The sequence below is a fragment of the Yoonia sp. D2-7 genome (assembly GCF_055809435.1).
On sequence record NZ_CM147912.1, the window covers coordinates 3,537,484 to 3,557,271 of the forward strand.

Consider the following 19,788-nt stretch of genomic DNA (forward strand, 5'->3'; position numbering starts at 1 on the left):
ATCCGATTCGTCCCCTAGGCTTTGAGTTGGGCAGCAAAACAGGGGCGATAGGCTTGTTAAAACAAAAACTGCGCAGCACTTTGATTGCTGCACTCTTTACCAGCACCATGATCACGCCAGCCTTGGCAGAAGTTCCGAATGCTGGTGCGTATCTCGCAGCACGACAAGCCGCCCAATTTTCCGATTTTGAATACAGTGCCCGCTTTTATGCGCAGGCCCTTGTCGCTGATCCAAACAACGCTGTTTTGCTGGAAAACGCTTTGACCGCCAATATGTCGCGCGGCAAGTTTCAGGATGCAATTGCCATTGCGGACGGGATGGTCGCGTTAGGGATCAATCGTCAGCATTCCAACATCGTGACTGCTGTCCAATCCGTGCAATCAGGCAATTGGGCGGAATTATTCACAGCCCTTGAAATGAATCGCACCGTCGGTCCCGTGGTGGACGGCCTGTCCCAAGGATGGGCGCATATGGCGCTGGGTGAGGTTGATGAAGCCTTGCAAAGCTTTGACGAACTGGGCGAATCCACTGGATTGCAGTCCTTCGGTGCGTATCACAAAGCGTTGGCTCTGGCCTCTGTCGGGAATTTCGACGCGGCTGTGCGCATCTTTGATCTGACAACAACCGACAGCGGGCTGCGCCACAACCGCCGCAGTGCGATGGCACACGCTCAAATTCTAAGCCAGCTTGACCGCCGCGATGATGCGCTTGCTGTAATTGATACAGTGTTTGGTGACAATCTGGACCCCGGATTGACCGATCTACGTAGCCGGATCGCTGATGAGTCCCCCACCCCATATGACGTCGTGACCAATCCGACCGAAGGCATGAGCGAAGTCTATCTGGCCGTCGCCGAAGCCCTGCGTGCCGATGTTCCCGAGAACTACACGCTTATCTACGCGCGTGCCGCCGAATTCCTGACGCCTGACAACACCGAAGTGTTGCTGTTGGTTGCCGATCTGCTGGAAGACCTTAATTTATATGGTCTCGCGAACGAAGCCTATACACGTGTATCGCGCGATGATCCGGCCTATGCCGTCGCCGAGATCGGACGCGCCGAAGCCCTGCGCAAGAATGGCAATTATGAAGGTGCTATCGAAGTGCTGCGCGCGATGTCGCGCTCTTATCCGGACATGCCCGGTATCTATGTCAGCTTGGGCGATACGCTGCGCCAATCTGAACAGACGCAAGACGCGAACGATGCATATAGTATGGCGCTTGATCTGTTTGACGCCAATGATCCGGCACGGTGGTTCGTTTACTACACGCGTGCAATCACCCACCATCAGCTTGACCAATGGGAACAGGCAGAATCCGATTTCCGGTCTGCGCTGCAATTCCGCCCTGACCAGCCACAGGTCTTGAACTATCTTGGCTATTCGCTGGTTGAACGGGGTGAAAAATTGGACGAAGCCCTCGATATGATTGAACGTGCCGTTGCCGTTCAACCGCAAAACGGGGCGATTGTGGACAGTCTAGGTTGGGTGCTTTTCCAAACGGGCCAATACGAAGACGCCGTTGGCCATCTTGAAAATGCAGCCGCGCTCGAAGCTGTGGATCCGGTGATCAACGATCATTTGGGCGATGCCTATTGGGCCGTTGGTCGCGCCACCGAAGCACAGTTCCAATGGCACCGCGCCCTGTCGTTTTCGGATGACACGAGCGAAAATGCAGCGCGGATCAGACGGAAAATTGAAATTGGTCTTGATGCCGTTCTGATCGAAGAAGGCGCAGAACCTATTAGAGTAGCTGATGGCAATTAAGAAAACGGTCGCTCCGGCCAAGGTGAACCTGACACTTCATGTGACCGGGCAACGGGCTGACGGCTACCACCTACTTGATAGTCTTGTTGCCTTCACGGACGCAGGCGATCCGATCACGGCGACACCCGCAGATGGTCTTACGTTGACCGTCACCGGACCCTTTTCGGCAGGCGTGCCCACTGACGGGACAAACCTGATCCTGCGGGCCGCTGAAACGTTGCGGCGGATGCGCGGCGTGATCAAAGGCGCCGCGATCACGGTCGAAAAACACTTACCGAACGAGGCGGGTCTTGGCGGTGGGTCATCTGACGCGGCTGCGACGTTAAAATTGCTCGCGGAGATGTGGGACGTCGAACCGCTGCCTATGTCTGCACCCGAAGTCGTTATGTTAGGCGCAGACGTGCCTGTCTGCCTCGCAGCACCTGCACCCATCCGTATGCAAGGCATTGGGCAGGACCTGACCCCTGCCCCGCATTTGCCAAACTGTGCGATGGTTCTGATCAACCCGAAGATTGCTGTACCGACCAAAGCAGTGTTTGACGGTTTGGCCAGCAAACTGAACCCGTCGATGGCAGATATTCCTGAGAAAATGGATTTTGACACGTTCACCGATTGGCTTGCCCGCCAACGCAATGACCTGCAGCCTGCCGCCATCAAGGCAGCGCCTGTCATTCAATCAGCCCTTGATCGCCTGAACAAGATTCCACAGGTCGCCTTTGCAGGCATGTCCGGATCGGGCGCTACGTGCTTTGGCATTACCAAGAACATGGCCGATGCACGGCACGCCGCACGTATTATCCAAGTCGCTGAAATGGGATGGTGGGTGACGCCCGCGCAGATCCTAAGCGCCTAGACTATCTCGACACGGCTTATGTGATACGCGCCACGACGTAATCAGCCAGATCAATCAACATCTCGCGGATATCGGTATCCGGCAGCAGGGCCAAAGCGTTTTTCGCCTGTGCCACATAGTCCAGCGCTGTTTGGCGCGTTGTTTCCATCGTGCCGTGTTTTGCCAATAACGCAATCGCGTGGTCAAGATCACCGTCTTCTTGACGGCCTTTGCCGATGGTTCGCGTCCAAAAGTCCCGCTCCACATCGTCAGCCGCTGCAATCGCGCGAATAACGGGAAGGGTCAGTTTGCGTTCACGGAAATCATCGCCGACGTTTTTACCGGTCGCAGTTGTCCCGCCGTAGTCCAGTAGATCATCAACAATCTGGAACGCGATGCCCAATGTGTCGCCGTAATCGAACAACGCCTTCACAGTCGCATCATCCTGATCGGCGATCACCCCGCCGACTTCCATCGCAGCAGAGAACAACGCAGCGGTTTTGCCGCGCACGACTTTGAAATAAATCTCTTCGGTGGTTGCCAGATCAGCAGCCGCAGTCAGCTGCAAAACTTCGCCTTCGGCAATCGTCGCAGAAGCATTGGCCAGGATATCAAGGACCCGCATGGATCCTGTTTCGACCATCAACTGGAACGATCGCGCGAATAGATAGTCGCCGACCAAAACAGACGACGTGTTATCCCACAGCAGGTTTGCAGTTGGACGCCCGCGCCGTTGGTTGCTTTCGTCCACAACGTCATCATGCAGCAACGTTGCGGTATGAATAAATTCGACCGTCGCAGCCAAATGCACGTGATACGGACCATCGTAGCCACACATCCGTGCCGCCGCCAACGTCAGCATCGGGCGCAGACGTTTACCGCCTGCCTCTACCAAATGTGCTGTCACTTCAGGGATTCGCGGGGCATGTTCCGACGCCATCCGCGCACGGATCATATCGTTGACCGCAGTCAGATCATCCGACAGCGCCGCTGCCAAGCGTTCGTGTGGTTTGGTGGCGGCGATATCAAGGCTCATCACGGTATCCGGCGGTTTATGGACAAAGATACTTTCGCATCTTACGTCAGGACTATGAAAGAACTTTTGCGCACCAACGACCCTACAGTCATCGCCCTCGCTACGGCCCTTCTGGATAGCGAGGATATAACCGCATTCCAGTTCGACGTAAACATGAGCGTCATGGAAGGTAGCATAGGCATAATGCCGCGCCGTCTAATGGTCGCAGATCGTGATTTGTTTATGGCACAGGCGATCATGCGCGATGCAGAGATCGATTTGGGCCAGTGACCGAAAACACGACAAATGATGCGTTTTTGGGGGGTAAGGTCCACGCCTTACAACCAAAGAAGGGATTTCGATCCGGTATTGATGCCGTCCTGATGGCGGCAAGCGTACCTGCAAGAACGGGTGAAACCGTTCTGGAAATTGGCTGCGGGGTTGGGGTGGCATCACTATGTCTTGATGCGCGTGTGACCGGATTGCGGATGACCGGCGTTGAACTGCAACCCGAATATGCAGATCTTGCCGAACAGAACGCGGCGACGGCTGGTGCCGCGATGCAAGTTGTCTGCGCTGATTTACGAAATCTGCCCGCGGATTTGCGTCAACAGCAGTTCAATCATGTGATGATGAACCCCCCCTACTATGATCGAACGCAAGGACACGCATCGCAGAACGCTGGTCGTGATGTGGCACTGGCAGGGGATACGCCGCTGTCTGATTGGCTTGATATTGGTGTGCGTCGCCTTGCACCGAAGGGTACGTTAACCATCATCCAGCATATCACCCGCCTACCAGAGGTATTAGCAGCACTAACCGGAAGGTTAGGGTCGGTTATTCTGCGTCCAATCGCCGCCCATTCGCACGCTGCGCCGGGCCTATTTTTGCTGCAGGCGATCCACAGCGGCCGCGCCCCATTTCATATGTCTGCCCCGCTGATTATGCACGGGGACCTTATAAAAAAGGGTGATGCCGAAAGCTACACACCGCAAGTAAAGGCGATTTTGCGCGATGGCGCTTCTTTCCCCATTCGTGACCCCCACTGATTAACGTTTCAGCAACCTTTTGGCGGCACGTTGCCTAGATCGCGTTTTGCTGCTCTGCGGCGTGACAGGTGGTCAAATCTGTGGTGCAGTGGACGTGTTCACACATATTGGAGGAAATAATGAGCTTAAGTTCACACCTGCAGGAACTCAAAAAGAAGCACCAACACCTCTCGGACAATGTCGAGGTCATGCAGCGCAGCGCTGGGACCGACGACCTTGAGATCGCGCGTCTCAAGAAACAAAAACTCCACCTCAAAGAAGAGATTACGCGCTTAAGCGCCAGTTAATCTTGACGACTTCGGGTTGGCGCGGGTTGCGCCGACCCATCTTGGCAAGCAGCAGTCAGGCGAATGTCCGCGTTTTCGTCAAAGCATCAATTGCCGCAACTTCTTCCCTGATCCATGACATGAGCCGTGCGACCTGCGGACGATTCTCTGCCCCTATTGCGCAGACGATCCGGTAGCTTGCGTGGCCCGAAATCGCGAGATCAAGCGGCATGACCAGTCTGCCGTCGGTCAAATGTTTTTCCGATACCGAAATCCGGCCCAAAACAACGCCTGCCCCTGACAACGCTGCATTCACGGCATGGTCACTTTGGCTGAAATGCGTGCCTGCGGTCGTCGGCGGCTTTAGCCCGGCGGCCTGAAACCATGTGTCCCAATCAGCCGGTGGATGTAGAAACGTGATGTCGTCTTGGTGCAGCAACGGCAAATCCAAGATATCGGACGCTGTTTTGATCTTGTCCGCCAATGCCGGCGCAACCATCGGGCACAGCCATTCTTCGATGATTGGTTCGCTATAGAACCCTTCATCATCATGTTGGCTGAACCGGATTGCGACATCGACCTCATCCCGCGTGAAATCCATCATTTTGAGGCTGGCCGAAAAGCGTAGGTCGATATCTGGGTTGTTTTGCACAAACTGAAATAGACGCGGTGCCAACCACTTGGACGTAAAGCTGGGACCAGCCGTCACAGTTAAGGTTCTGTTATCATGCAAGCGTTTTGTAGCAGACCACGCCTTTGTCAAAGTTTCAAAACCATCCGCAGCACCGGGCGCCAAAATCTTGCCAGATTCGGTCAATTCGACAGCGCGGTTCAGACGTCGGAACAACGGATGGCCAAGATGTTCTTCTAACGATTTGATTTGAAAAGATAAAGCAGCAGGAGTGACATTCAACTCGTCCGCTGCTTTCGCGAAAGACATGTGGCGTGCCGCTGCGTCAAACGCACGGAAGGCCGTCAAAGGAGGTAAACGATCAGGCATTTCACATTAGTATATCTTAACTGAAGCTATGAAAAGACTCGTTTGTCAGTTTTATTGCTGGGCCCCATATTGAAGACAGATCAAATGAACTTGTTTCATCAGGAGTAAACGAAATGCACGCGATCACAACAAACGAAGCGACACGCAAAATCATCGAACGCGCCCACGCAGAGCGGAACGCAGCGATCCGCGCCTTCTTTGTCGCGATGTTCACACGTAAGCCAAACACCGCAACAGGCGTTGCACCACAGGCTGCCTAAGGCATTACCAACGCGCTCCTCCCACGCGTTGCAATATGATCCACGATCTTCCTCCCAGTCGATCGGATCACAAAAAAGGGCCGGTCATTGCGACCGGCCCTTCTTGTATTTCAGGTAAGGACCGAGTCCTTACGACATATACTGACCGCCGTTTGCGGAAATTGTGGACCCTGTGATGAAACCCGCATCGTCGGATGCAAGGAACACAACAGCGCGTGCGATTTCAGCAGCTTCGCCCAAACGTCCCACTGGGATCGCGCCAACGATTGAATCCATGACTTTTTCTGGGATCGTGCTCATCATTTCGGTGTTGATGTAACCCGGGGCCACAACGTTCACGGTGATGCCAGCGCGTGCGCCTTCTTGTGCAAGCGCCTTTGTGAAGCCGATATCGCCCGCTTTCGCAGCCGCATAGTTCACCTGAGCGAACTGACCTTTTTGGCCGTTGATTGAAGAAATGGTAACAATACGGCCGAATTTGCGTTCACGCATACCTGGCCAGATCGGGTGGGTCATGTTGAAGACGCCGGACAGGTTCGTGTCCATGACTTCTTTCCACTGGGTCGGTGACATTTTGTGGAACGGCGCGTCGCGGGTGATGCCAGCGTTGTTAACCAACACTTCGATTGGACCAACTTCAGCTTCAACCTTGGCGATACCTTCGGCACAAGCTTCATAAGACCCAACGTCCCATTTGTAAGTCTTGATGCCTGTTTCAGCTGTGAATGCTGCGGCTTTTTCGTCGTTACCAGCATAAGTCGCGGCAACGGTGTAACCTGCGTCTTTGAGTGCGGTAGAAATGGCAGCGCCAATACCGCGGGAACCGCCGGTAACAAGTGCAACACGGGACATAGGATTCTCCTCCAAGAGATTAATGTTGTAACCAAATTATACAGATATGAATTTCTGCGCAATATTATTACGTGAGGGATGAGGGGTAACTTTACGCCACCCCTCGATTTTTTTAGTCACGCTCGACACACAGCGCGACGCCCATACCGCCACCGATGCACAGTGTCGCAAGGCCTTTTTTGGCGTCGCGGCGCTGCATTTCGAACAACAGGGTATTCAGTACGCGGCAACCTGACGCACCGATTGGGTGACCAATCGCAATCGCACCGCCGTTGACGTTCACAATTGCCGGATCCCAGCCCATGTCTTTATTCACAGCACAGGCCTGAGCCGCGAAAGCTTCGTTTGCTTCAACAAGATCAAGATCGCCAACGGACCAACCAGCTTTTTCCAGCGCTTTGCGGGATGCCATAACCGGACCGACACCCATGATGGACGGATCGAGACCAGCAGTCGCATAAGAAGCGATGCGACCCAGCGGCGTGATGCCACGCTTGGCGGCGTCATCTACGGACATCAGCAATGTGGCCGCCGCGCCGTCGTTCAGACCGGACGCGTTTGCAGCAGTGACGGAGCCTTCTTTCGCAAAGGCAGGACGCATCTTTGCCATCGCTTCAAGGTTTGCGCCGTGACGGATGTATTCGTCTTGGTCGACGATGATGTCGCCCTTGCGTGTTTTCACGGTGAAGGCGGCGATTTCGTCTGCGAATTTGCCAGCTTTCTGCGCAGCTTCGGCTTTGTTCTGTGACGCGACCGCAAACTCGTCCTGCATATCGCGGGAGATTTGCCATTGATCAGCAACGTTTTCAGCAGTTTGGCCCATGTGGTAACCGTTGAACGCATCCCACAGACCGTCGCGGATCATTGTATCGATGTATTTCAGATCGCCCATTTTGTGACCAGCGCGCAGGTGTGCGGCATGCGGTGACAGCGTCATGTTTTCTTGACCACCAGCGGCAACGATAGACGCGTCGCCCAACTGGATGTGCTGCGCACCAAGTGCGACGGCGCGCAAACCGGAACCACATACTTGGTTAATGCCCCAAGCAGATGCTTCTTTTGGCAGACCCGCATTGATGTGCGCCTGACGCGCAGGGTTCTGCCCTTGAGCGGCAGTCAGAACTTGACCGAGGATCGTTTCGGATACTTCAGCTTTGTCAATTCCAGCACGTTCAACGACGGCCTCAAGAATGGCAGCACCAAGATCATGGGCAGGAGTATTTGCAAAAGCGCCTCCAAAGCTGCCGACGGCAGTACGGGCAGCAGAAGCGATAACGACGTTGGTCATAGTGAGTCCTCTCAGATTTATTCTGTGATCAGACTGGAGCACAACGTGCATATAAGTACAGGCCCCAACCTGCGAATTGGGGCTTCTTTAAGGCTTAGTTTACGTTAGGGCAATAAGTTTCTGCAGTTGCATTGCTGCAATGCAGCATTTGCATGTCGTGTCTTAGATGTCGAATTTCGGGACTCCATAGTGGTATCCCTGCAAACAATCTGCGCCAAGCTGGGTCATAAATTCTGCTTCTTTTGCGGTCTCAACCCCATCTGCCACAACGAACATTTCGAATTGATGGGCGACCATGATCAAGGCCTCAGTAAGGACCTGATTGTCAGGATCTTCGTGGATGCCGCGCACGAAGCTTTTGTCGATTTTGACCAGATCAAAAAAGAATTCTTTCAGGTGCCGGAACGCTGTCATGCCCGCACCGAAGCCGTCCAAGGCAAAAGCAACGCCTTTTGGCTGCATCTCAACCATGAAGCGAATCATGATTTCGTGCAGTTCCATCGCGGACGTTTCGGATATTTCGAAGATCAACCGATCACCCACGTTCTGATCGGTATCCAAACCGTCGCGCAAAATGTCGCGCCATTTGCCGTCCGCCAACGACCGCGCTGAGACATTGATCGAAATACGCAAATCCGGTCGCAGGCGAAGCAGTGCGAAGGCATGCTGCAATGTCGTGCAATCCACTTCGCGTCCCAGATCATTTTCCCCAATGACCGACATGAAATGCGCGGCAGGGATGACCCGCCCAGCTTCGTCCAAGACCCGCACCAAACCTTCGTAGAATGCGATGCCGGGCTTTTGCCCTGCCAGCATTATCGGTTGATACGCCATCCGCGTTCGTCCGGCCGCAAGCGCATCACTGACAAGCGTCAGAACATCACTGTCCCTACTGGCCATAGCAGCCTGAAACGGATCAAGAGGACGGTCATCGTCAGAAGCATTAGAAGGTGCGAGCATGTTGGCATCTCATCAGGGATGCGTCATTCTGCCCAGAAATCAGCTAATATGCAGTTAAGACAGGACGATCGACCATGGTTGAAAGATGTGGCTGGCCCGGCGACGACCCGATTTATCAAGCCTACCACGATACCGAATGGGGCGTTCCGGAATACGACAGTCGCGCGTTGTGGGAAAAACTGGTCTTGGACGGGTTTCAGGCTGGACTGTCATGGATCACAATTCTTAAGAAGCGAGACAATTTCCGCGAAGCGTTCGCGGGATTCGATCCCAATACCATCGCTGAATGGGGTGACGACGATGTCGCGCGTTTGTTGGGCAATGCAGGTATCATCAGGCATCGGGGCAAGATCGCGGCCACGATCACGAACGCACAGGCGTGGCAAAGGATCGAAGCAGAACAAGGCTTTGATAGGTTCCTATGGGATTACGTCGGCGGCACGCCACTGATCAACAGCTTCGCGACCCAAGCGGATGTACCGACCCAAACACCGTTGTCCGTGCAAATTTCAAAGGACTTGAAGAAAGCGGGATTTAAATTCTGCGGCCCGACAATTGTCTACGCCTTCATGGAAGCCTGCGGTTTGGTGAACGATCACATCGTGACCTGCCACCGTCACGGGGCTTAGGACCAGCGATCCAGCGCCGCCTCGTCTTCGTCTTTGGCGGCGACCCAAGACGCGCCGTCGCCTGTCGTTTCTTTTTTCCAGAACGGGGCGCGCGATTTCAGGTAATCCATCAGGAAATCAGCGGCAGCAAAGGCGTCTGCACGGTGCTTTGACGCGGTGGCGACCATCATGATCGGGTCAGTCGCTTGCAAAACACCATAGCGATGAATGACAAGCACATCGGCCAAGGACCAACGGCTCTGCGCTTCAGTCGCAATCGCCTCAATCGCTTTTGCGGTCATGCCGGGGTAATGTTCGATCTCCATCCCCTGAAGACCGCCCGCAACATCGCGGACAAGACCCGTAAACGTCACAATCGCGCCGACCTCTGGCCGTGCGGTCGCAAAGGCGTTCAGTTCGGCGCCCGCGTCAAACACAGCGTCTTGGACCCGAACGATCATCTTAACCACCCGTCATCGGCGGAAAGAATGCGACCTCGCGGACACCGGCCAATGGCGCGTCAAAATCAGATAATTCTTGATCCAACGCCACGCGCAATGCGCTGACATCGGCAAATGCTGCCGCATACCGTTCTTCGCGGGCAACCAGTTCAGCCACGAGATCAGACACGGTCGCGGCCTGCGTTTCGATCTTTTCTTTTGGCAATCCGATCCGTTCGCGGACCCAAGCAAAATACATGACATCCATTACTTGGCCCCTTTCAGGTAAGGCATCGCTTTTCGCAGGTAATCAAGCCCTGTGATGAACGTCAAAACCGCGGCGATCCACAGCAGGATGATCCCGCCATACCAGCTGAAATCCCATCCAAAGTTTTTCCAGCCAAGCCCAACAACGTCTTCAATCGTGCCATCCAGAATGCCATCAACCGTCGCCTGATCCATTCCGATCGTCTGTTCGATGATAAAATGTTCAAACGCACCTTTCGCGAACAGAAATGCGATGGCGACCATTTGGGCCGTCGTTTTCCATTTGGCGAGGTTCGTCACCTTCAGCGTTCCAGCCGTATCGCCCAGAAATTCGCGCAAACCGGACACAAACACTTCGCGGAAAATGATGATCGTTGCAGGCAGCAAAATCCAAGGGTTCATGCCGGAAAATCCGGTAATGACGACCAATGCGATCACCACCATGGCCTTGTCCGCAATCGGGTCCAGCATCGCACCGAATTTGCTTTCCTGTTTCCACGCACGGGCCAGATATCCGTCCACAAAGTCGGTCACGGCCGCCACGACAAACAGGATCAGTGCAAACCAATCCGCGTATGGGCGCGAGAAATAAAGAAACATCAGCACCACACCGGGGGCTGCGAGAAGACGCAAAAGCGTCAGGATATTTGGGATGTTCCACTGCATATCACTTACCTACCCAAACCAAAGCGAAGTTGCCATACGCAACGCCACCCCTCTTTTGGCCGGAAGTATCCCCGCCGGAGGCATCAAATCTTTTAGCCGTTCTCGTGGAAGAAATCATAGATGGTTTGCGCCATATTGCCGGACACGCCTTCGACCGCTTTCAAATCCGCAAGGTTCGCGCGCGCCACGGCCTTGGCTGACCCGAAATGCGCGAGCAATGCACGTTTACGGGCGGCACCGACACCCGGCACATCATCCAAGGGATTCGCTGACATCGCTTTGGCGCGTTTCGCGCGGTGGGTTCCGATGGCAAACCGGTGGACCTCGTCCCGCATCCGCTGGATGAAATACAGCACCGGATCATTGTGGCGCAGCGCCATCACGGGTTTGCCCGTCCGGTGGAACACCTCTTTGCCCGCGTCGCGTTCTTCGCCCTTTGCCACACCGACCATCGCAATATCGCTGACCCCCATCTGATCCATGATTTCGCGAACGGACGACACCTGTCCCGCCCCGCCATCAATCAACAGCAGATCAGGCCAAGCTCCGCTTTTGCGTTCGGGGTCTTCCTTTAACAAGCGCCCGAACCGTCGTGTCATGACTTCTTTCATCATGCCAAAATCATCGCCCGGGGTCAGATCATCCCCGCGAATGTTGAACTTGCGATAATTGCTTTTCTCGAACCCTTCAGGTCCAGCCACAACCATCGCACCAACGGCATGGGCACCTTGGATATGCGAGTTATCGTAAACCTCGATCCGGTTGGGCGGCGCGTCGAGCGCGAACGCCTCGGCCAGCCCCTTGAGCAATTTGCTCTGCGTCGCTGTCTCTGCCATTTTGCGTGCCAGACTTTCGCGGGCATTGCGCAGTGCACTGGACACGAGTTCAGCCTTTTCACCCCGTTGTGGCACAATGATTTCGACCTTGCGCCCCGCCTTATCCCCCAAGGCTTGCGCCATCAGGTCGTCGTTGTCCAAGCCATGCGACAACAGCAGAACCTTGGGCGGTTCACGGTTTGCATAGAATTGACCGACAAAGGCTTCCATCACTTCTGCAAGATCTTCGTCACCGCTGATCCGAGGATAGTAGTCGTGGTTCCCCCAGTTCTGGTTCGCACGGATAAAGAACACCTGCACACAGGCCTGCCCGCCATCCACATGAAGCGCGATCACATCCGCCTCTTCCGTGTTTTGCGGGTTAATACCTTGCGCCGTCTGCACTTGCGTCAGCGCCTTGATCCGGTCGCGCAATGCAGCGGCCCGTTCAAATTCCATCTCTTCGGACGCTTTGTTCATCTGCGCGGCAAGCGCCTCTTGAATGCCTTTGGTCCGGCCCGATAGAAACTTTTCCGCATCCGCCACAGTCTGTGCATAGTCATTTTCGGAAATCAGACCGCAACAGGGACCCGAACACCGTTTGATCTGATACTGCAAACAGGGTCGCGTGCGCGTTTCAAAGTCGCTGTCAGTGCAATTGCGGATCAGGAACACGCGTTGCAACTGGTTCAGCGTCCGGTTCACTGCGCCCGCACTGGCGAAGGGGCCGTAGTAGTTGCCTTCTTCCTTCTTTGCGCCACGATGCTTTTTGAGCTGTGGGAAATCGTGGTTCTTGGACACGAGGATATTCGGGAACGATTTATCGTCACGCAACAGCACGTTGTACCGTGGCTTAAGCTGCTTGATCAGGTTCTGTTCAAGCAAAAGCGCTTCAGTCTCGGTGCGCGTCGTTAAGAACATCATCGACGCGGTTTCACGGATCATACGGGTGATCCGCGCCGAATGCTGGGCGGACGGGCGTGAATAATTACTGACACGGTTCCGCAGATTGCGCGCCTTGCCCACGTAAAGCACCCGACTGTCCGCATCCAACATCCGGTAAACACCCGGAGAACTGTCGATCGTCTTGAGATAACCGTGGATACGGTCGTAGCCGGTCACGGGCTGCGCGACCTCGGCGTCGTTCTGATTATCGATCTCATCACTCATCGGTCACAGGTCCGTGATTCTGGGCTGCTCTGCATACAGCCGCGAAGGGAACAAGGGTAAAGGCATCCACGAGTCTTGTGGATAACTCAGTGGGCAAAACGTTAACACACCGGATTTTTCGTTGTTTTTAGGGGTGTTCATGTATCTGCCTAATTTTTAGGCATATTCTTAATGCCTTGTTATTTATGAATATTTTATTTACCTATTGGCAAATTACTGATTTTATTCATAAAATATTTACATTGGTGAACGGAACAAACGCGTAGTGCACAACTTTGCGGGCCGAGTCTCAATTTTGAGGCCGTTTCAATTACTCAACTCCCGCTACGTCAGGTGTCTCCCACGCCAAATGCTGGCCACCATCGACGCTCAGCATCTGTCCGGTCACAGCTTTGGCATCCAGAAAGTAACCCAAAGCCGCTGTAATGTCATCGGGATTTGCGCCACGCTGCAGAACCGTCGCAGCCCGTTGTCGATCGAACTGCGCCTGCGATTGGTTCGCACCCTGCAACGTCGGACCAGGTCCGATCCCGTTCACGCGCACCTTTGGCGCAAGCCCCTGTGCTGATGTTTGGGTCAACGCCCAAAGCCCCATTTTCGCGATGGTGTAAGACGCGAATTCGGGTGTCAGTTTGTGAATGCGTTGGTCCAACATGTTGATGATCAGTGCCTGTGCGACAGCTTCGCCGCGCGCGTCGAGCTCTGGTTTCGGCGCTTGGTTTGCGAAGCCTTGGGTCAACACGAATGGCGCACGCAGGTTCGTTTCAATGTGGCGATCCCAACTGTCACGAGTCCCCGTTTTCAGGTCATCATGTTCGAAGATAGACGCGTTGTTGATCAACACTGACAATGGGCCGATGGCATCGACAGCACGACCGATCAGGCCCTGTGTCGCGTTTTCATCCAGTATGTCCGCTTGGATGGCGACCGCGTTCTGGCCAAGGGCCTTAATCTCATCCACGACCGCGTTCGCGCCTTTATCAGACGACGCGTAATGTACCGCAACGTCGTACCCGCGCCCCGCCAAATACAGCGCCATCGCGCGGCCCAGTCGGGCACCAGCGCCTGTGACAAGCGCCCCCGGCATCAGGCGAGAACAAACAGCAGATACGCCACATAGGCAGCCGACAACATCACGCCCCACGTGCGGTTGATATCCACTTTCATGAAGACAAACGGGATCAACAGCAACGACGCGCCCAGCATGACCCACAAGTCAAACGACAGGAACTGCGGATCAACAGGGATCGTGCCGACAAGTGACGCGACGCCCATGATCCCAAGCAAGTTGAACATGTTTGATCCGATGACGTTGCCCAAAGCCACGTCTGCCTGACGGCGCAATGCAGCCATCACTGTCGTAGCCAGTTCCGGCAATGACGTCCCAATCGCGATCAATGTCAGACCAATGACGGTTTCGGAAATGCCGAACTGACGCGCGATGTTCACCGATCCATCAACAAGAAGCGATGCGCCGAGCGGCAGACCAACGAGGCCTAACACCAGAAAACCAATGATTTTGCCCCAACCAAGGTTCGGGTCAGCACCCTCTAGCTCTTCTTCATCCTCTTCAGCTGCGCTTTCGGAGGATTGTTTGCGGTGCTTGTTTGCGGACATTGCGGCGTACGTCAGCATCGCGGCTAGTGCTGCCAACAGGATGATACCAGACACCCATGTCAGAGGGCCCATCGCACAGAGAACGATGAACAAAACCGTCGCTGCGATCATTTGGAGGTAGCTGTTGCGCGTGTCGCATTCGCTGGTGTGCATGACAGCCAAAAGCGCCGGAATACCAAGCACCAACAAAACGTTGGCCGTGTTTGAACCGACAACGTTGCCAAGCGCCAAGCCGGGCACGCCGTCCCAAATCGCCTGAATAGAGATCAAAAGCTCTGGTGCAGAGGTACCGAAAGCAACAATCGTCAACGACACGATCAAGGCAGGGACGCCCAAACGTAGCGACATGTTGACCGCACCTTTGACAAGGCTATCGCCCGCCAAGAGTAGGATAACCAGCCCTACGACGACATACACCCAATCCATTCCGTTCTACCTTTTCTTACAGGCACAACGGCCTTTACCAATTCTGTAACGCCCGCAGCTTTTACATTTTGCCGCTGCGAGTTGTTCCTGCCCCGGAAACCGCCACTTTCCGAACATGGCTAACACAGCCATGAAAGCAAGAAAGAGGAGAATAATCTTAAAAATCACTCAGAGGCCAAATCGCGCAAAAGCTGCGCGATCCTCTGCCAAGTAAACGGCGTCTTGCATCATCGACATGCCAAACCGTGACAACAGCGATTTCTTTTCCCCGTATTTGCGGAACCGGACTTTTTCGCCGAAACGGTCCTTCATCACAGGCACCAGATGGCCAAGCCCATCAACCAGCCCTTCTTTGATCGCGTTCCGGCCAAAGTAGACTTCACCGGTGAACAGATCAGGATTGTCGGACAGTTTGTCACCGCGTCGCGATTTGACATAGCTGATGAAGATGCCATGCAATTCTTCCAGCCAGCCTTTCAACCGCGCGATATCTTCTTCTTTTTCAGGCTTGAACGGGTCCAGCATCGACTTGGATTTCCCAGCCGTATGCACCCGCCGTTCGATCCCATAATTGCTGATCGCTTTGTCCAGTCCAAACCCGGCAGTGATTACACCGATTGATCCGGTCATCGAACTTTCATCGACAAAGATTTCATCCGCCGCACAGGCAAGCCAATACCCACCAGACGCAGCCACATCTTCGACGAAGGCTACGACGGGCAAATCGTTTTCGTCAGCCAGCCTGCGAATACGTGCCGCAATCAACGACGATTGCGCAGGCGATCCGCCCGGACAATTGATCTGCAAAGCGACCGCTTTGGGTTTGCCTCTGGTAAAGGCTTTTTCCAACACAGGCGCGAGGCTGACGTCATCCAGACCGCGCCCGCCATTGGTGATCGCGCCTTGCAAGCGGACAACTGACACGACGGGTTCGGACTTCATAAAAGGGATAAAGCGTTTCATCCCCCTCAAATAGGCCGCGGCTGCCCGTCCAGCAAGGGCGTCACTGCCGAATGCGCCAACCTGTGCGGAATATCCACCAGATTGCGGTGACACAGGCCCCGGTAAAGACCGCAATCGCGATCAAACTGATGCCAACCGGCACGTCAGCCACACCAAAGAACGACCAGCGGAAACCGGAAATCAAGTAGTGCACCGGGTTAAACAGCGTGATGGTCTGCCAAACTGGCGGCAGCATCGACGTCGAATAAAATGACCCACCAAGGAAGACGAGCGGCGTGATAACCAGCAACGGGATCAGTTGCAGCTGTTCAAAATTGCCTGCCCAGATGCCGATGATGAACCCCAACAACGCAAAACTGAGTGCTGTCAGGAACAAAAACGCCAGCATCGCAAGCGGATGGGCAATGGTGATATCGACGAACAGGTAGGACGTACCCAGAATAATCATCCCGATGATCAACGCCTTCGTCGCCGCCGCCCCGACATAACCGATTGTGATCTCTAGGAAGTTCACAGGCGCGGACAATAATTCGTAGATCGTCCCGATGAACTTGGGGAAATAGATGCCGAACGACGCGTTTGACGTGGCTTGGGTCATCACGGTCAACATGATCAGACCCGGCACGATGAACGCGCCGTATGGCACACCTTCGACGTTTTCCATGCGGCTACCGATGGCTGCGCCAAAAACAACGAAATAAAGTGCCGTCGAAATGACTGGTGAGATCAACGATTGGGTCAACGTCCGAAAGAACCGCGCCATTTCGAAGCGGTAGATCGACTGGATAGCTATCAGGTTCATGCGTCTTCCTTCAAAAGACCAACAAAGATGTCTTCAAGACTGCTTTGTTCGGTCTGAATATCTACCATCTGAATGCCCGCCTTTTGCAGATCATTCAGAAGCGTGGTGATGCCAGTACGTTCACCTTTGGTGTCGTAAGTGTAAGTGAGTGTCGTACCGTCTGCCTCTAGCGCGTAATCGGCCAAGGCTGCGGGAACCGATGGTACTGGTTCGGATACTTCGATCTTCAACTGCTTTTGCCCCATCTGGGCCATCAAGTCGGCCTTATCTTGGACCAACAGGATTTCGCCCTTTGCGATCACACCAACACGGTCTGCAATGGCTTCTGCTTCTTCGATGTAGTGGGTCGTTAGAATGATCGTGACGCCGCTTTGCTTTAGTTTCGCAACCACGTCCCACATGTCCTTGCGCAGCTCGACATCCACGCCTGCGGTTGGTTCATCCAAGAACAGCACACGCGGTTCATGTGCCAACGCTTTGGCAATCAGCACACGGCGTTTCATACCGCCGGACAACATCATGATCTTGTTGTCCTTCTTATCGAACAACGACAGATCTTTCAGGATTTGTTCGATATACGCGTCGTTGCGCGGCTTGCCGAACAGACCACGTGTAAAACGCACCGTGCTCATGACCGTTTCGAACGGTTCAAGATTGATCTCTTGCGGGACCAAACCGATCAGATCGCGCGCTTTGCGAAAATCGGTCTGTGTATCGTGACCGCCGACCGCAACAGACCCGGATGTTGGAACCGTAATCCCGCAAATCGTTGAAATCAGTGTGGTTTTACCGGCCCCGTTTGGCCCGAGAAGTGCGAGAATTTCGCCTTCTACAATTTCAAGCGACACGCCTTTCAGCGCCTCAAACCCGCCGGCATAGGCTTTGCGCAAATCGCGCACGGAAACAATGGATGACATGAAGCGCCCCTGTATGGTGTTAGGTGGAACCTAATGTCGCATCATCCAAAGGAAAAGAGCTCCGGCCGCACAGACATATGTTCACGGACTAACAGTGCGGCTATTCAACCGTTCAAGGTTCACGATTGTCGACAACATCAGCCTGTCATGGCTCCAGTCATTAACAGGGCGCAGCGCAATCGTCGCGCAAACCACAACAGCGAACAGCGACAACATCAGCACTGATCCCATGTGTCGGGTATTCTGCGGGTGTTCGTCATCAAGCACCGACATGATGCGCGTTTTCAGGAAGCTTTCGGTGTGGCTCGCGTTTGCCCGTTTGTCGATCTGCACGAAGGGCACGCTTGGCGTGATGATCTGGTTAGTGCGGTCGCCCATGAGGCTGGTCTGACAGACGCGCAGCAAACATTCGCAATAATCGCGGATCGGATGCGTGTTACGGCCCAACACCTGTTGATCGCAGGCCAGTTCGCGGATGCGTTCGACGTCGCGTTTGCAATACGCAAAGGCTGGGTTCCAAAAGAAGAACGGGCGCACCAATTCCAACGCGATTTCCCACGTCAGATCGCGTTGGCGCACGTGCTGGATTTCATGGCTCACAGCGATGCGGACATCATTGCTTTGGGCCAGCAGGCCGGTTGGCAGCACGATGTAATGACGGAAAAGGCCACGTGTCGAAAAAGGGACACACGTTTCATGGGTAAAGCGGACATCAATCCGACCAATGCGGCGCAAGACATAGCTGCGACGGATCATGCCCATCAGCTGCAGCGTGTCACGGGCATTGCGGACAACGATGATCGCAAAACCTACGGACAAACCACCAAGAACGGCATAGCCGAGCCAGCTTGTCAGCGATGCGATCTCGTGGGTCAGTTCGGTTCGGATCATCAACAGATGCTCGAACTTCGACGGGGTCATCGCGATGTTGCCATGCAAATATTGGGAAACAAGGAAGTCGGAGACGCTAATGCCGGATGGCCCAGACAGCCAGCCCAGCCGTTGACCCATATCCATGCCGTAAATCGCAATCGGGGATACGACGACCATCGCGATCAACCCGTAAAGCAAGTGTAGCTGTGTCAAATACGCCGTTTTCAGGGGCGTTCGTGCGATCAGTCGTTTGGCAAAGAACCAGACGGCGGCCACGGTCAAAAGAACGATATTCGTGTCGATATAAACGCTCAGCAGATGTTCAGGGGTCATTATCAGTCAATCTCCTGTCCAATAACGCCCGTATTTCTTCCAATGCTGCTTCAGACATGCCTTTGTCATTCACCAAACGCGCAACCATCGACGCCGGAGTCCCATCGAACAGCTTGTTCGACAGGTCTTGTAGCGTTTTTGTCTGGTAGGCGTCTTTGGCCAAGGCCGGTTTATAAACGAAAGTTTTGCCCTGCTTTTCGCTTGTGACAAATTCCTTCTGTTCCATAATCCGCAGGATCGTAGCGGCAGATGTGTAAGCAAGGTCGCGGTCCGGCGCCAATTGGGCCAGCACATCGCGCACCGTTCCTTCACCAAGCGCCCAAAGTTCAGTCATGAACTCTAGCTCGACCTCAGTCAGAAACTCGCTCTTTTTCTTTTGCCGCATGGGTGATCCCGCTCTTGTCTGGTTTGCTCTCTCCCTTGGGGCATTAAATACTAAGACTTTCGTATCACCAAGGTTTTTGTGAGCTCCCCGACAACTTTGCCCCATCGCGCGGTAGCTCCGGTTCGGGCCCTAAGGCGTTGCGTTATGAAACGACCCCCCCAGGTGGCGAGCATCGTCTGGCCAAACCAATAACAGCACAAAGTTCGGCAATGCGGACAACG

Annotated in this window: 23 protein-coding genes; 7 read left to right on the forward strand and 16 right to left on the reverse strand. The window is 54.3% G+C overall.

Annotated elements, in window-relative coordinates; all coding sequences use genetic code 11:
- The first annotated feature begins 53 nt into the window (after window positions 1-53).
- Together AC0L7R_RS17640 and AC0L7R_RS17645 are read left to right on the forward strand one after the other, a co-directional pair.
- Window positions 54-1,763 (forward strand): tetratricopeptide repeat protein, encoded by a 1,710-nt coding sequence (locus AC0L7R_RS17640; RefSeq protein ID WP_473658161.1) that lies wholly within the window; start codon window positions 54-56, stop codon window positions 1,761-1,763.
- On the forward strand, window positions 1,753-2,616 hold the full coding sequence (locus tag AC0L7R_RS17645) for a 4-(cytidine 5'-diphospho)-2-C-methyl-D-erythritol kinase (RefSeq protein ID WP_473658162.1): 864 nt from the start codon (window positions 1,753-1,755) through the stop codon (window positions 2,614-2,616). Before AC0L7R_RS17640 ends, AC0L7R_RS17645 begins: the two co-directional genes overlap by 11 nt.
- A 16-nt stretch (window positions 2,617-2,632) precedes the next feature.
- Here the strand turns inward: AC0L7R_RS17645 and AC0L7R_RS17650 are convergent, their stop codons facing one another.
- Window positions 2,633-3,631 (reverse strand): polyprenyl synthetase family protein, encoded by a 999-nt coding sequence (locus tag AC0L7R_RS17650; protein ID WP_473658163.1) that lies wholly within the window; start codon window positions 3,629-3,631, stop codon window positions 2,633-2,635.
- A gap of 54 nt (window positions 3,632-3,685) precedes the next feature.
- Between AC0L7R_RS17650 and AC0L7R_RS17655 the strand changes: the two genes are divergently transcribed.
- From AC0L7R_RS17655 to AC0L7R_RS17665, 3 genes are all read left to right on the forward strand, one after another.
- Window positions 3,686-3,901: a putative signal transducing protein gene (locus tag AC0L7R_RS17655; RefSeq protein WP_247128703.1), complete on the forward strand. Its 216-nt coding sequence runs from the start codon at window positions 3,686-3,688 to the stop codon at window positions 3,899-3,901.
- Window positions 3,898-4,659: a methyltransferase domain-containing protein gene (locus AC0L7R_RS17660; RefSeq protein WP_473658164.1), complete on the forward strand. Its 762-nt coding sequence runs from the start codon at window positions 3,898-3,900 to the stop codon at window positions 4,657-4,659. The genes AC0L7R_RS17655 and AC0L7R_RS17660 overlap by 4 nt, the downstream gene beginning before the upstream one ends.
- A 119-nt stretch (window positions 4,660-4,778) precedes the next feature.
- Window positions 4,779-4,946, forward strand: a complete 168-nt coding sequence (locus tag AC0L7R_RS17665) for a YdcH family protein (RefSeq protein ID WP_247128705.1) — start codon at window positions 4,779-4,781, stop codon at window positions 4,944-4,946.
- 55 nt (window positions 4,947-5,001) lie between these two features.
- Here AC0L7R_RS17665 and gcvA read toward each other — a convergent pair whose 3' ends face one another.
- Window positions 5,002-5,925: a transcriptional regulator GcvA gene (gene gcvA / locus AC0L7R_RS17670; RefSeq protein WP_473658166.1), complete on the reverse strand. Its 924-nt coding sequence runs from the start codon at window positions 5,923-5,925 to the stop codon at window positions 5,002-5,004.
- A 113-nt stretch (window positions 5,926-6,038) separates the two neighbouring features.
- Between gcvA and AC0L7R_RS17675 the strand changes: the two genes are divergently transcribed.
- On the forward strand, window positions 6,039-6,185 hold the full coding sequence (locus AC0L7R_RS17675; RefSeq protein WP_348108738.1) for a hypothetical protein: 147 nt from the start codon (window positions 6,039-6,041) through the stop codon (window positions 6,183-6,185).
- 129 nt (window positions 6,186-6,314) lie between these two features.
- On the opposite strand, the gene phbB is transcribed toward AC0L7R_RS17675, so the two are convergent.
- The 3 genes from phbB to AC0L7R_RS17690 all read right to left on the reverse strand — a co-directional run bounded on the left by phbB (window position 6,315) and on the right by AC0L7R_RS17690 (window position 9,285).
- Window positions 6,315-7,037 (reverse strand): acetoacetyl-CoA reductase, encoded by a 723-nt coding sequence (gene phbB, locus AC0L7R_RS17680; protein ID WP_348108739.1) that lies wholly within the window; start codon window positions 7,035-7,037, stop codon window positions 6,315-6,317.
- 112 nt (window positions 7,038-7,149) lie between these two features.
- Window positions 7,150-8,325: an acetyl-CoA C-acetyltransferase gene (locus AC0L7R_RS17685; RefSeq protein ID WP_247128709.1), complete on the reverse strand. Its 1,176-nt coding sequence runs from the start codon at window positions 8,323-8,325 to the stop codon at window positions 7,150-7,152.
- Between the two features lie 162 nt (window positions 8,326-8,487).
- Window positions 8,488-9,285, reverse strand: coding sequence for an EAL domain-containing protein (locus AC0L7R_RS17690; RefSeq protein WP_473658167.1), 798 nt, complete (start codon window positions 9,283-9,285; stop codon window positions 8,488-8,490).
- A 74-nt stretch (window positions 9,286-9,359) separates the two neighbouring features.
- Here AC0L7R_RS17690 and AC0L7R_RS17695 point away from each other — a divergent pair, with 74 nt between their 5' ends.
- Entirely contained in the window at window positions 9,360-9,914 is a 555-nt protein-coding gene (locus tag AC0L7R_RS17695; RefSeq protein WP_473658168.1) for a DNA-3-methyladenine glycosylase I, read from the forward strand.
- Here the strand turns inward: AC0L7R_RS17695 and AC0L7R_RS17700 are convergent.
- The 11 genes from AC0L7R_RS17700 to AC0L7R_RS17750 form a co-directional block, all read right to left on the reverse strand.
- The gene (locus AC0L7R_RS17700) at window positions 9,911-10,354 is read right to left on the reverse strand and encodes a molybdenum cofactor biosynthesis protein MoaE (protein WP_473658170.1); all 444 of its coding nucleotides are present in this window, start codon (window positions 10,352-10,354) and stop codon (window positions 9,911-9,913) included. The genes AC0L7R_RS17695 and AC0L7R_RS17700 overlap by 4 nt on opposite strands.
- Window position 10,355: 1 nt before the next feature.
- Window positions 10,356-10,601, reverse strand: a complete 246-nt coding sequence (gene moaD, locus AC0L7R_RS17705; RefSeq protein ID WP_348108743.1) for a molybdopterin converting factor subunit 1 — start codon at window positions 10,599-10,601, stop codon at window positions 10,356-10,358.
- A complete protein-coding gene (gene pgsA, locus AC0L7R_RS17710) occupies window positions 10,601-11,266 on the reverse strand; it encodes a CDP-diacylglycerol--glycerol-3-phosphate 3-phosphatidyltransferase (protein WP_247128714.1) in 666 nt (221 codons plus the stop codon). The genes moaD and pgsA overlap by 1 nt, the downstream gene beginning before the upstream one ends.
- Window positions 11,267-11,358: 92 nt before the next feature.
- Complete coding sequence (uvrC, locus tag AC0L7R_RS17715; RefSeq protein ID WP_473658171.1) at window positions 11,359-13,251, reverse strand: excinuclease ABC subunit UvrC; 1,893 nt, start codon at window positions 13,249-13,251, stop codon at window positions 11,359-11,361.
- A gap of 310 nt (window positions 13,252-13,561) precedes the next feature.
- Window positions 13,562-14,338 (reverse strand): SDR family oxidoreductase, encoded by a 777-nt coding sequence (locus tag AC0L7R_RS17720; RefSeq protein WP_473658172.1) that lies wholly within the window; start codon window positions 14,336-14,338, stop codon window positions 13,562-13,564.
- Window positions 14,338-15,294: a calcium/sodium antiporter gene (locus tag AC0L7R_RS17725; protein WP_473658174.1), complete on the reverse strand. Its 957-nt coding sequence runs from the start codon at window positions 15,292-15,294 to the stop codon at window positions 14,338-14,340. Before AC0L7R_RS17725 ends, AC0L7R_RS17720 begins: the two co-directional genes overlap by 1 nt.
- A gap of 168 nt (window positions 15,295-15,462) precedes the next feature.
- The gene (locus tag AC0L7R_RS17730) at window positions 15,463-16,257 is read right to left on the reverse strand and encodes a S49 family peptidase (RefSeq protein ID WP_473658176.1); all 795 of its coding nucleotides are present in this window, start codon (window positions 16,255-16,257) and stop codon (window positions 15,463-15,465) included.
- Between the two features lie 40 nt (window positions 16,258-16,297).
- On the reverse strand, window positions 16,298-17,059 hold the full coding sequence (locus AC0L7R_RS17735; protein WP_348394148.1) for an ABC transporter permease: 762 nt from the start codon (window positions 17,057-17,059) through the stop codon (window positions 16,298-16,300).
- Window positions 17,056-17,976, reverse strand: a complete 921-nt coding sequence (locus AC0L7R_RS17740; protein WP_473658178.1) for an ATP-binding cassette domain-containing protein — start codon at window positions 17,974-17,976, stop codon at window positions 17,056-17,058. The genes AC0L7R_RS17735 and AC0L7R_RS17740 overlap by 4 nt, the downstream gene beginning before the upstream one ends.
- Window positions 17,977-18,057: 81 nt before the next feature.
- The gene (locus AC0L7R_RS17745) at window positions 18,058-19,182 is read right to left on the reverse strand and encodes a M56 family metallopeptidase (protein ID WP_473658180.1); all 1,125 of its coding nucleotides are present in this window, start codon (window positions 19,180-19,182) and stop codon (window positions 18,058-18,060) included.
- The gene (locus tag AC0L7R_RS17750; RefSeq protein ID WP_247128722.1) at window positions 19,172-19,567 is read right to left on the reverse strand and encodes a BlaI/MecI/CopY family transcriptional regulator; all 396 of its coding nucleotides are present in this window, start codon (window positions 19,565-19,567) and stop codon (window positions 19,172-19,174) included. Before AC0L7R_RS17750 ends, AC0L7R_RS17745 begins: the two co-directional genes overlap by 11 nt.
- Between the last annotated feature and the right edge of the window lie 221 nt (window positions 19,568-19,788).

Excerpts from the sequence above, each read along its gene's own strand:
- AC0L7R_RS17645 (WP_473658162.1), top strand. The coding sequence starts at position 1,753 with ATGGCAATTAAGAAAACGGTCGCTCCGGCCAAGGTGAACCTGACACTT.
- AC0L7R_RS17650 (WP_473658163.1), bottom strand. The coding sequence starts at position 3,631 with ATGAGCCTTGATATCGCCGCCACCAAACCACACGAACGCTTGGCAGCG.
- AC0L7R_RS17655 (WP_247128703.1), top strand. The coding sequence starts at position 3,686 with ATGAAAGAACTTTTGCGCACCAACGACCCTACAGTCATCGCCCTCGCT.
- AC0L7R_RS17665 (WP_247128705.1), top strand. The coding sequence starts at position 4,779 with ATGAGCTTAAGTTCACACCTGCAGGAACTCAAAAAGAAGCACCAACAC.
- gcvA (WP_473658166.1), bottom strand. The coding sequence starts at position 5,925 with ATGCCTGATCGTTTACCTCCTTTGACGGCCTTCCGTGCGTTTGACGCA.
- AC0L7R_RS17675 (WP_348108738.1), top strand. The coding sequence starts at position 6,039 with ATGCACGCGATCACAACAAACGAAGCGACACGCAAAATCATCGAACGC.
- phbB (WP_348108739.1), bottom strand. The coding sequence starts at position 7,037 with ATGTCCCGTGTTGCACTTGTTACCGGCGGTTCCCGCGGTATTGGCGCT.
- AC0L7R_RS17685 (WP_247128709.1), bottom strand. The coding sequence starts at position 8,325 with ATGACCAACGTCGTTATCGCTTCTGCTGCCCGTACTGCCGTCGGCAGC.
- AC0L7R_RS17690 (WP_473658167.1), bottom strand. The coding sequence starts at position 9,285 with ATGCTCGCACCTTCTAATGCTTCTGACGATGACCGTCCTCTTGATCCG.
- AC0L7R_RS17695 (WP_473658168.1), top strand. The coding sequence starts at position 9,360 with ATGGTTGAAAGATGTGGCTGGCCCGGCGACGACCCGATTTATCAAGCC.
- AC0L7R_RS17700 (WP_473658170.1), bottom strand. The coding sequence starts at position 10,354 with ATGATCGTTCGGGTCCAAGACGCTGTGTTTGACGCGGGCGCCGAACTG.
- moaD (WP_348108743.1), bottom strand. The coding sequence starts at position 10,601 with ATGGATGTCATGTATTTTGCTTGGGTCCGCGAACGGATCGGATTGCCA.
- pgsA (WP_247128714.1), bottom strand. The coding sequence starts at position 11,266 with ATGCAGTGGAACATCCCAAATATCCTGACGCTTTTGCGTCTTCTCGCA.
- uvrC (WP_473658171.1), bottom strand. The coding sequence starts at position 13,251 with ATGAGTGATGAGATCGATAATCAGAACGACGCCGAGGTCGCGCAGCCC.
- AC0L7R_RS17720 (WP_473658172.1), bottom strand. The coding sequence starts at position 14,338 with ATGCCGGGGGCGCTTGTCACAGGCGCTGGTGCCCGACTGGGCCGCGCG.
- AC0L7R_RS17725 (WP_473658174.1), bottom strand. The coding sequence starts at position 15,294 with ATGGATTGGGTGTATGTCGTCGTAGGGCTGGTTATCCTACTCTTGGCG.
- AC0L7R_RS17730 (WP_473658176.1), bottom strand. The coding sequence starts at position 16,257 with ATGAAACGCTTTATCCCTTTTATGAAGTCCGAACCCGTCGTGTCAGTT.
- AC0L7R_RS17735 (WP_348394148.1), bottom strand. The coding sequence starts at position 17,059 with ATGAACCTGATAGCTATCCAGTCGATCTACCGCTTCGAAATGGCGCGG.
- AC0L7R_RS17740 (WP_473658178.1), bottom strand. The coding sequence starts at position 17,976 with ATGTCATCCATTGTTTCCGTGCGCGATTTGCGCAAAGCCTATGCCGGC.
- AC0L7R_RS17745 (WP_473658180.1), bottom strand. The coding sequence starts at position 19,182 with ATGACCCCTGAACATCTGCTGAGCGTTTATATCGACACGAATATCGTT.
- AC0L7R_RS17750 (WP_247128722.1), bottom strand. The coding sequence starts at position 19,567 with ATGCGGCAAAAGAAAAAGAGCGAGTTTCTGACTGAGGTCGAGCTAGAG.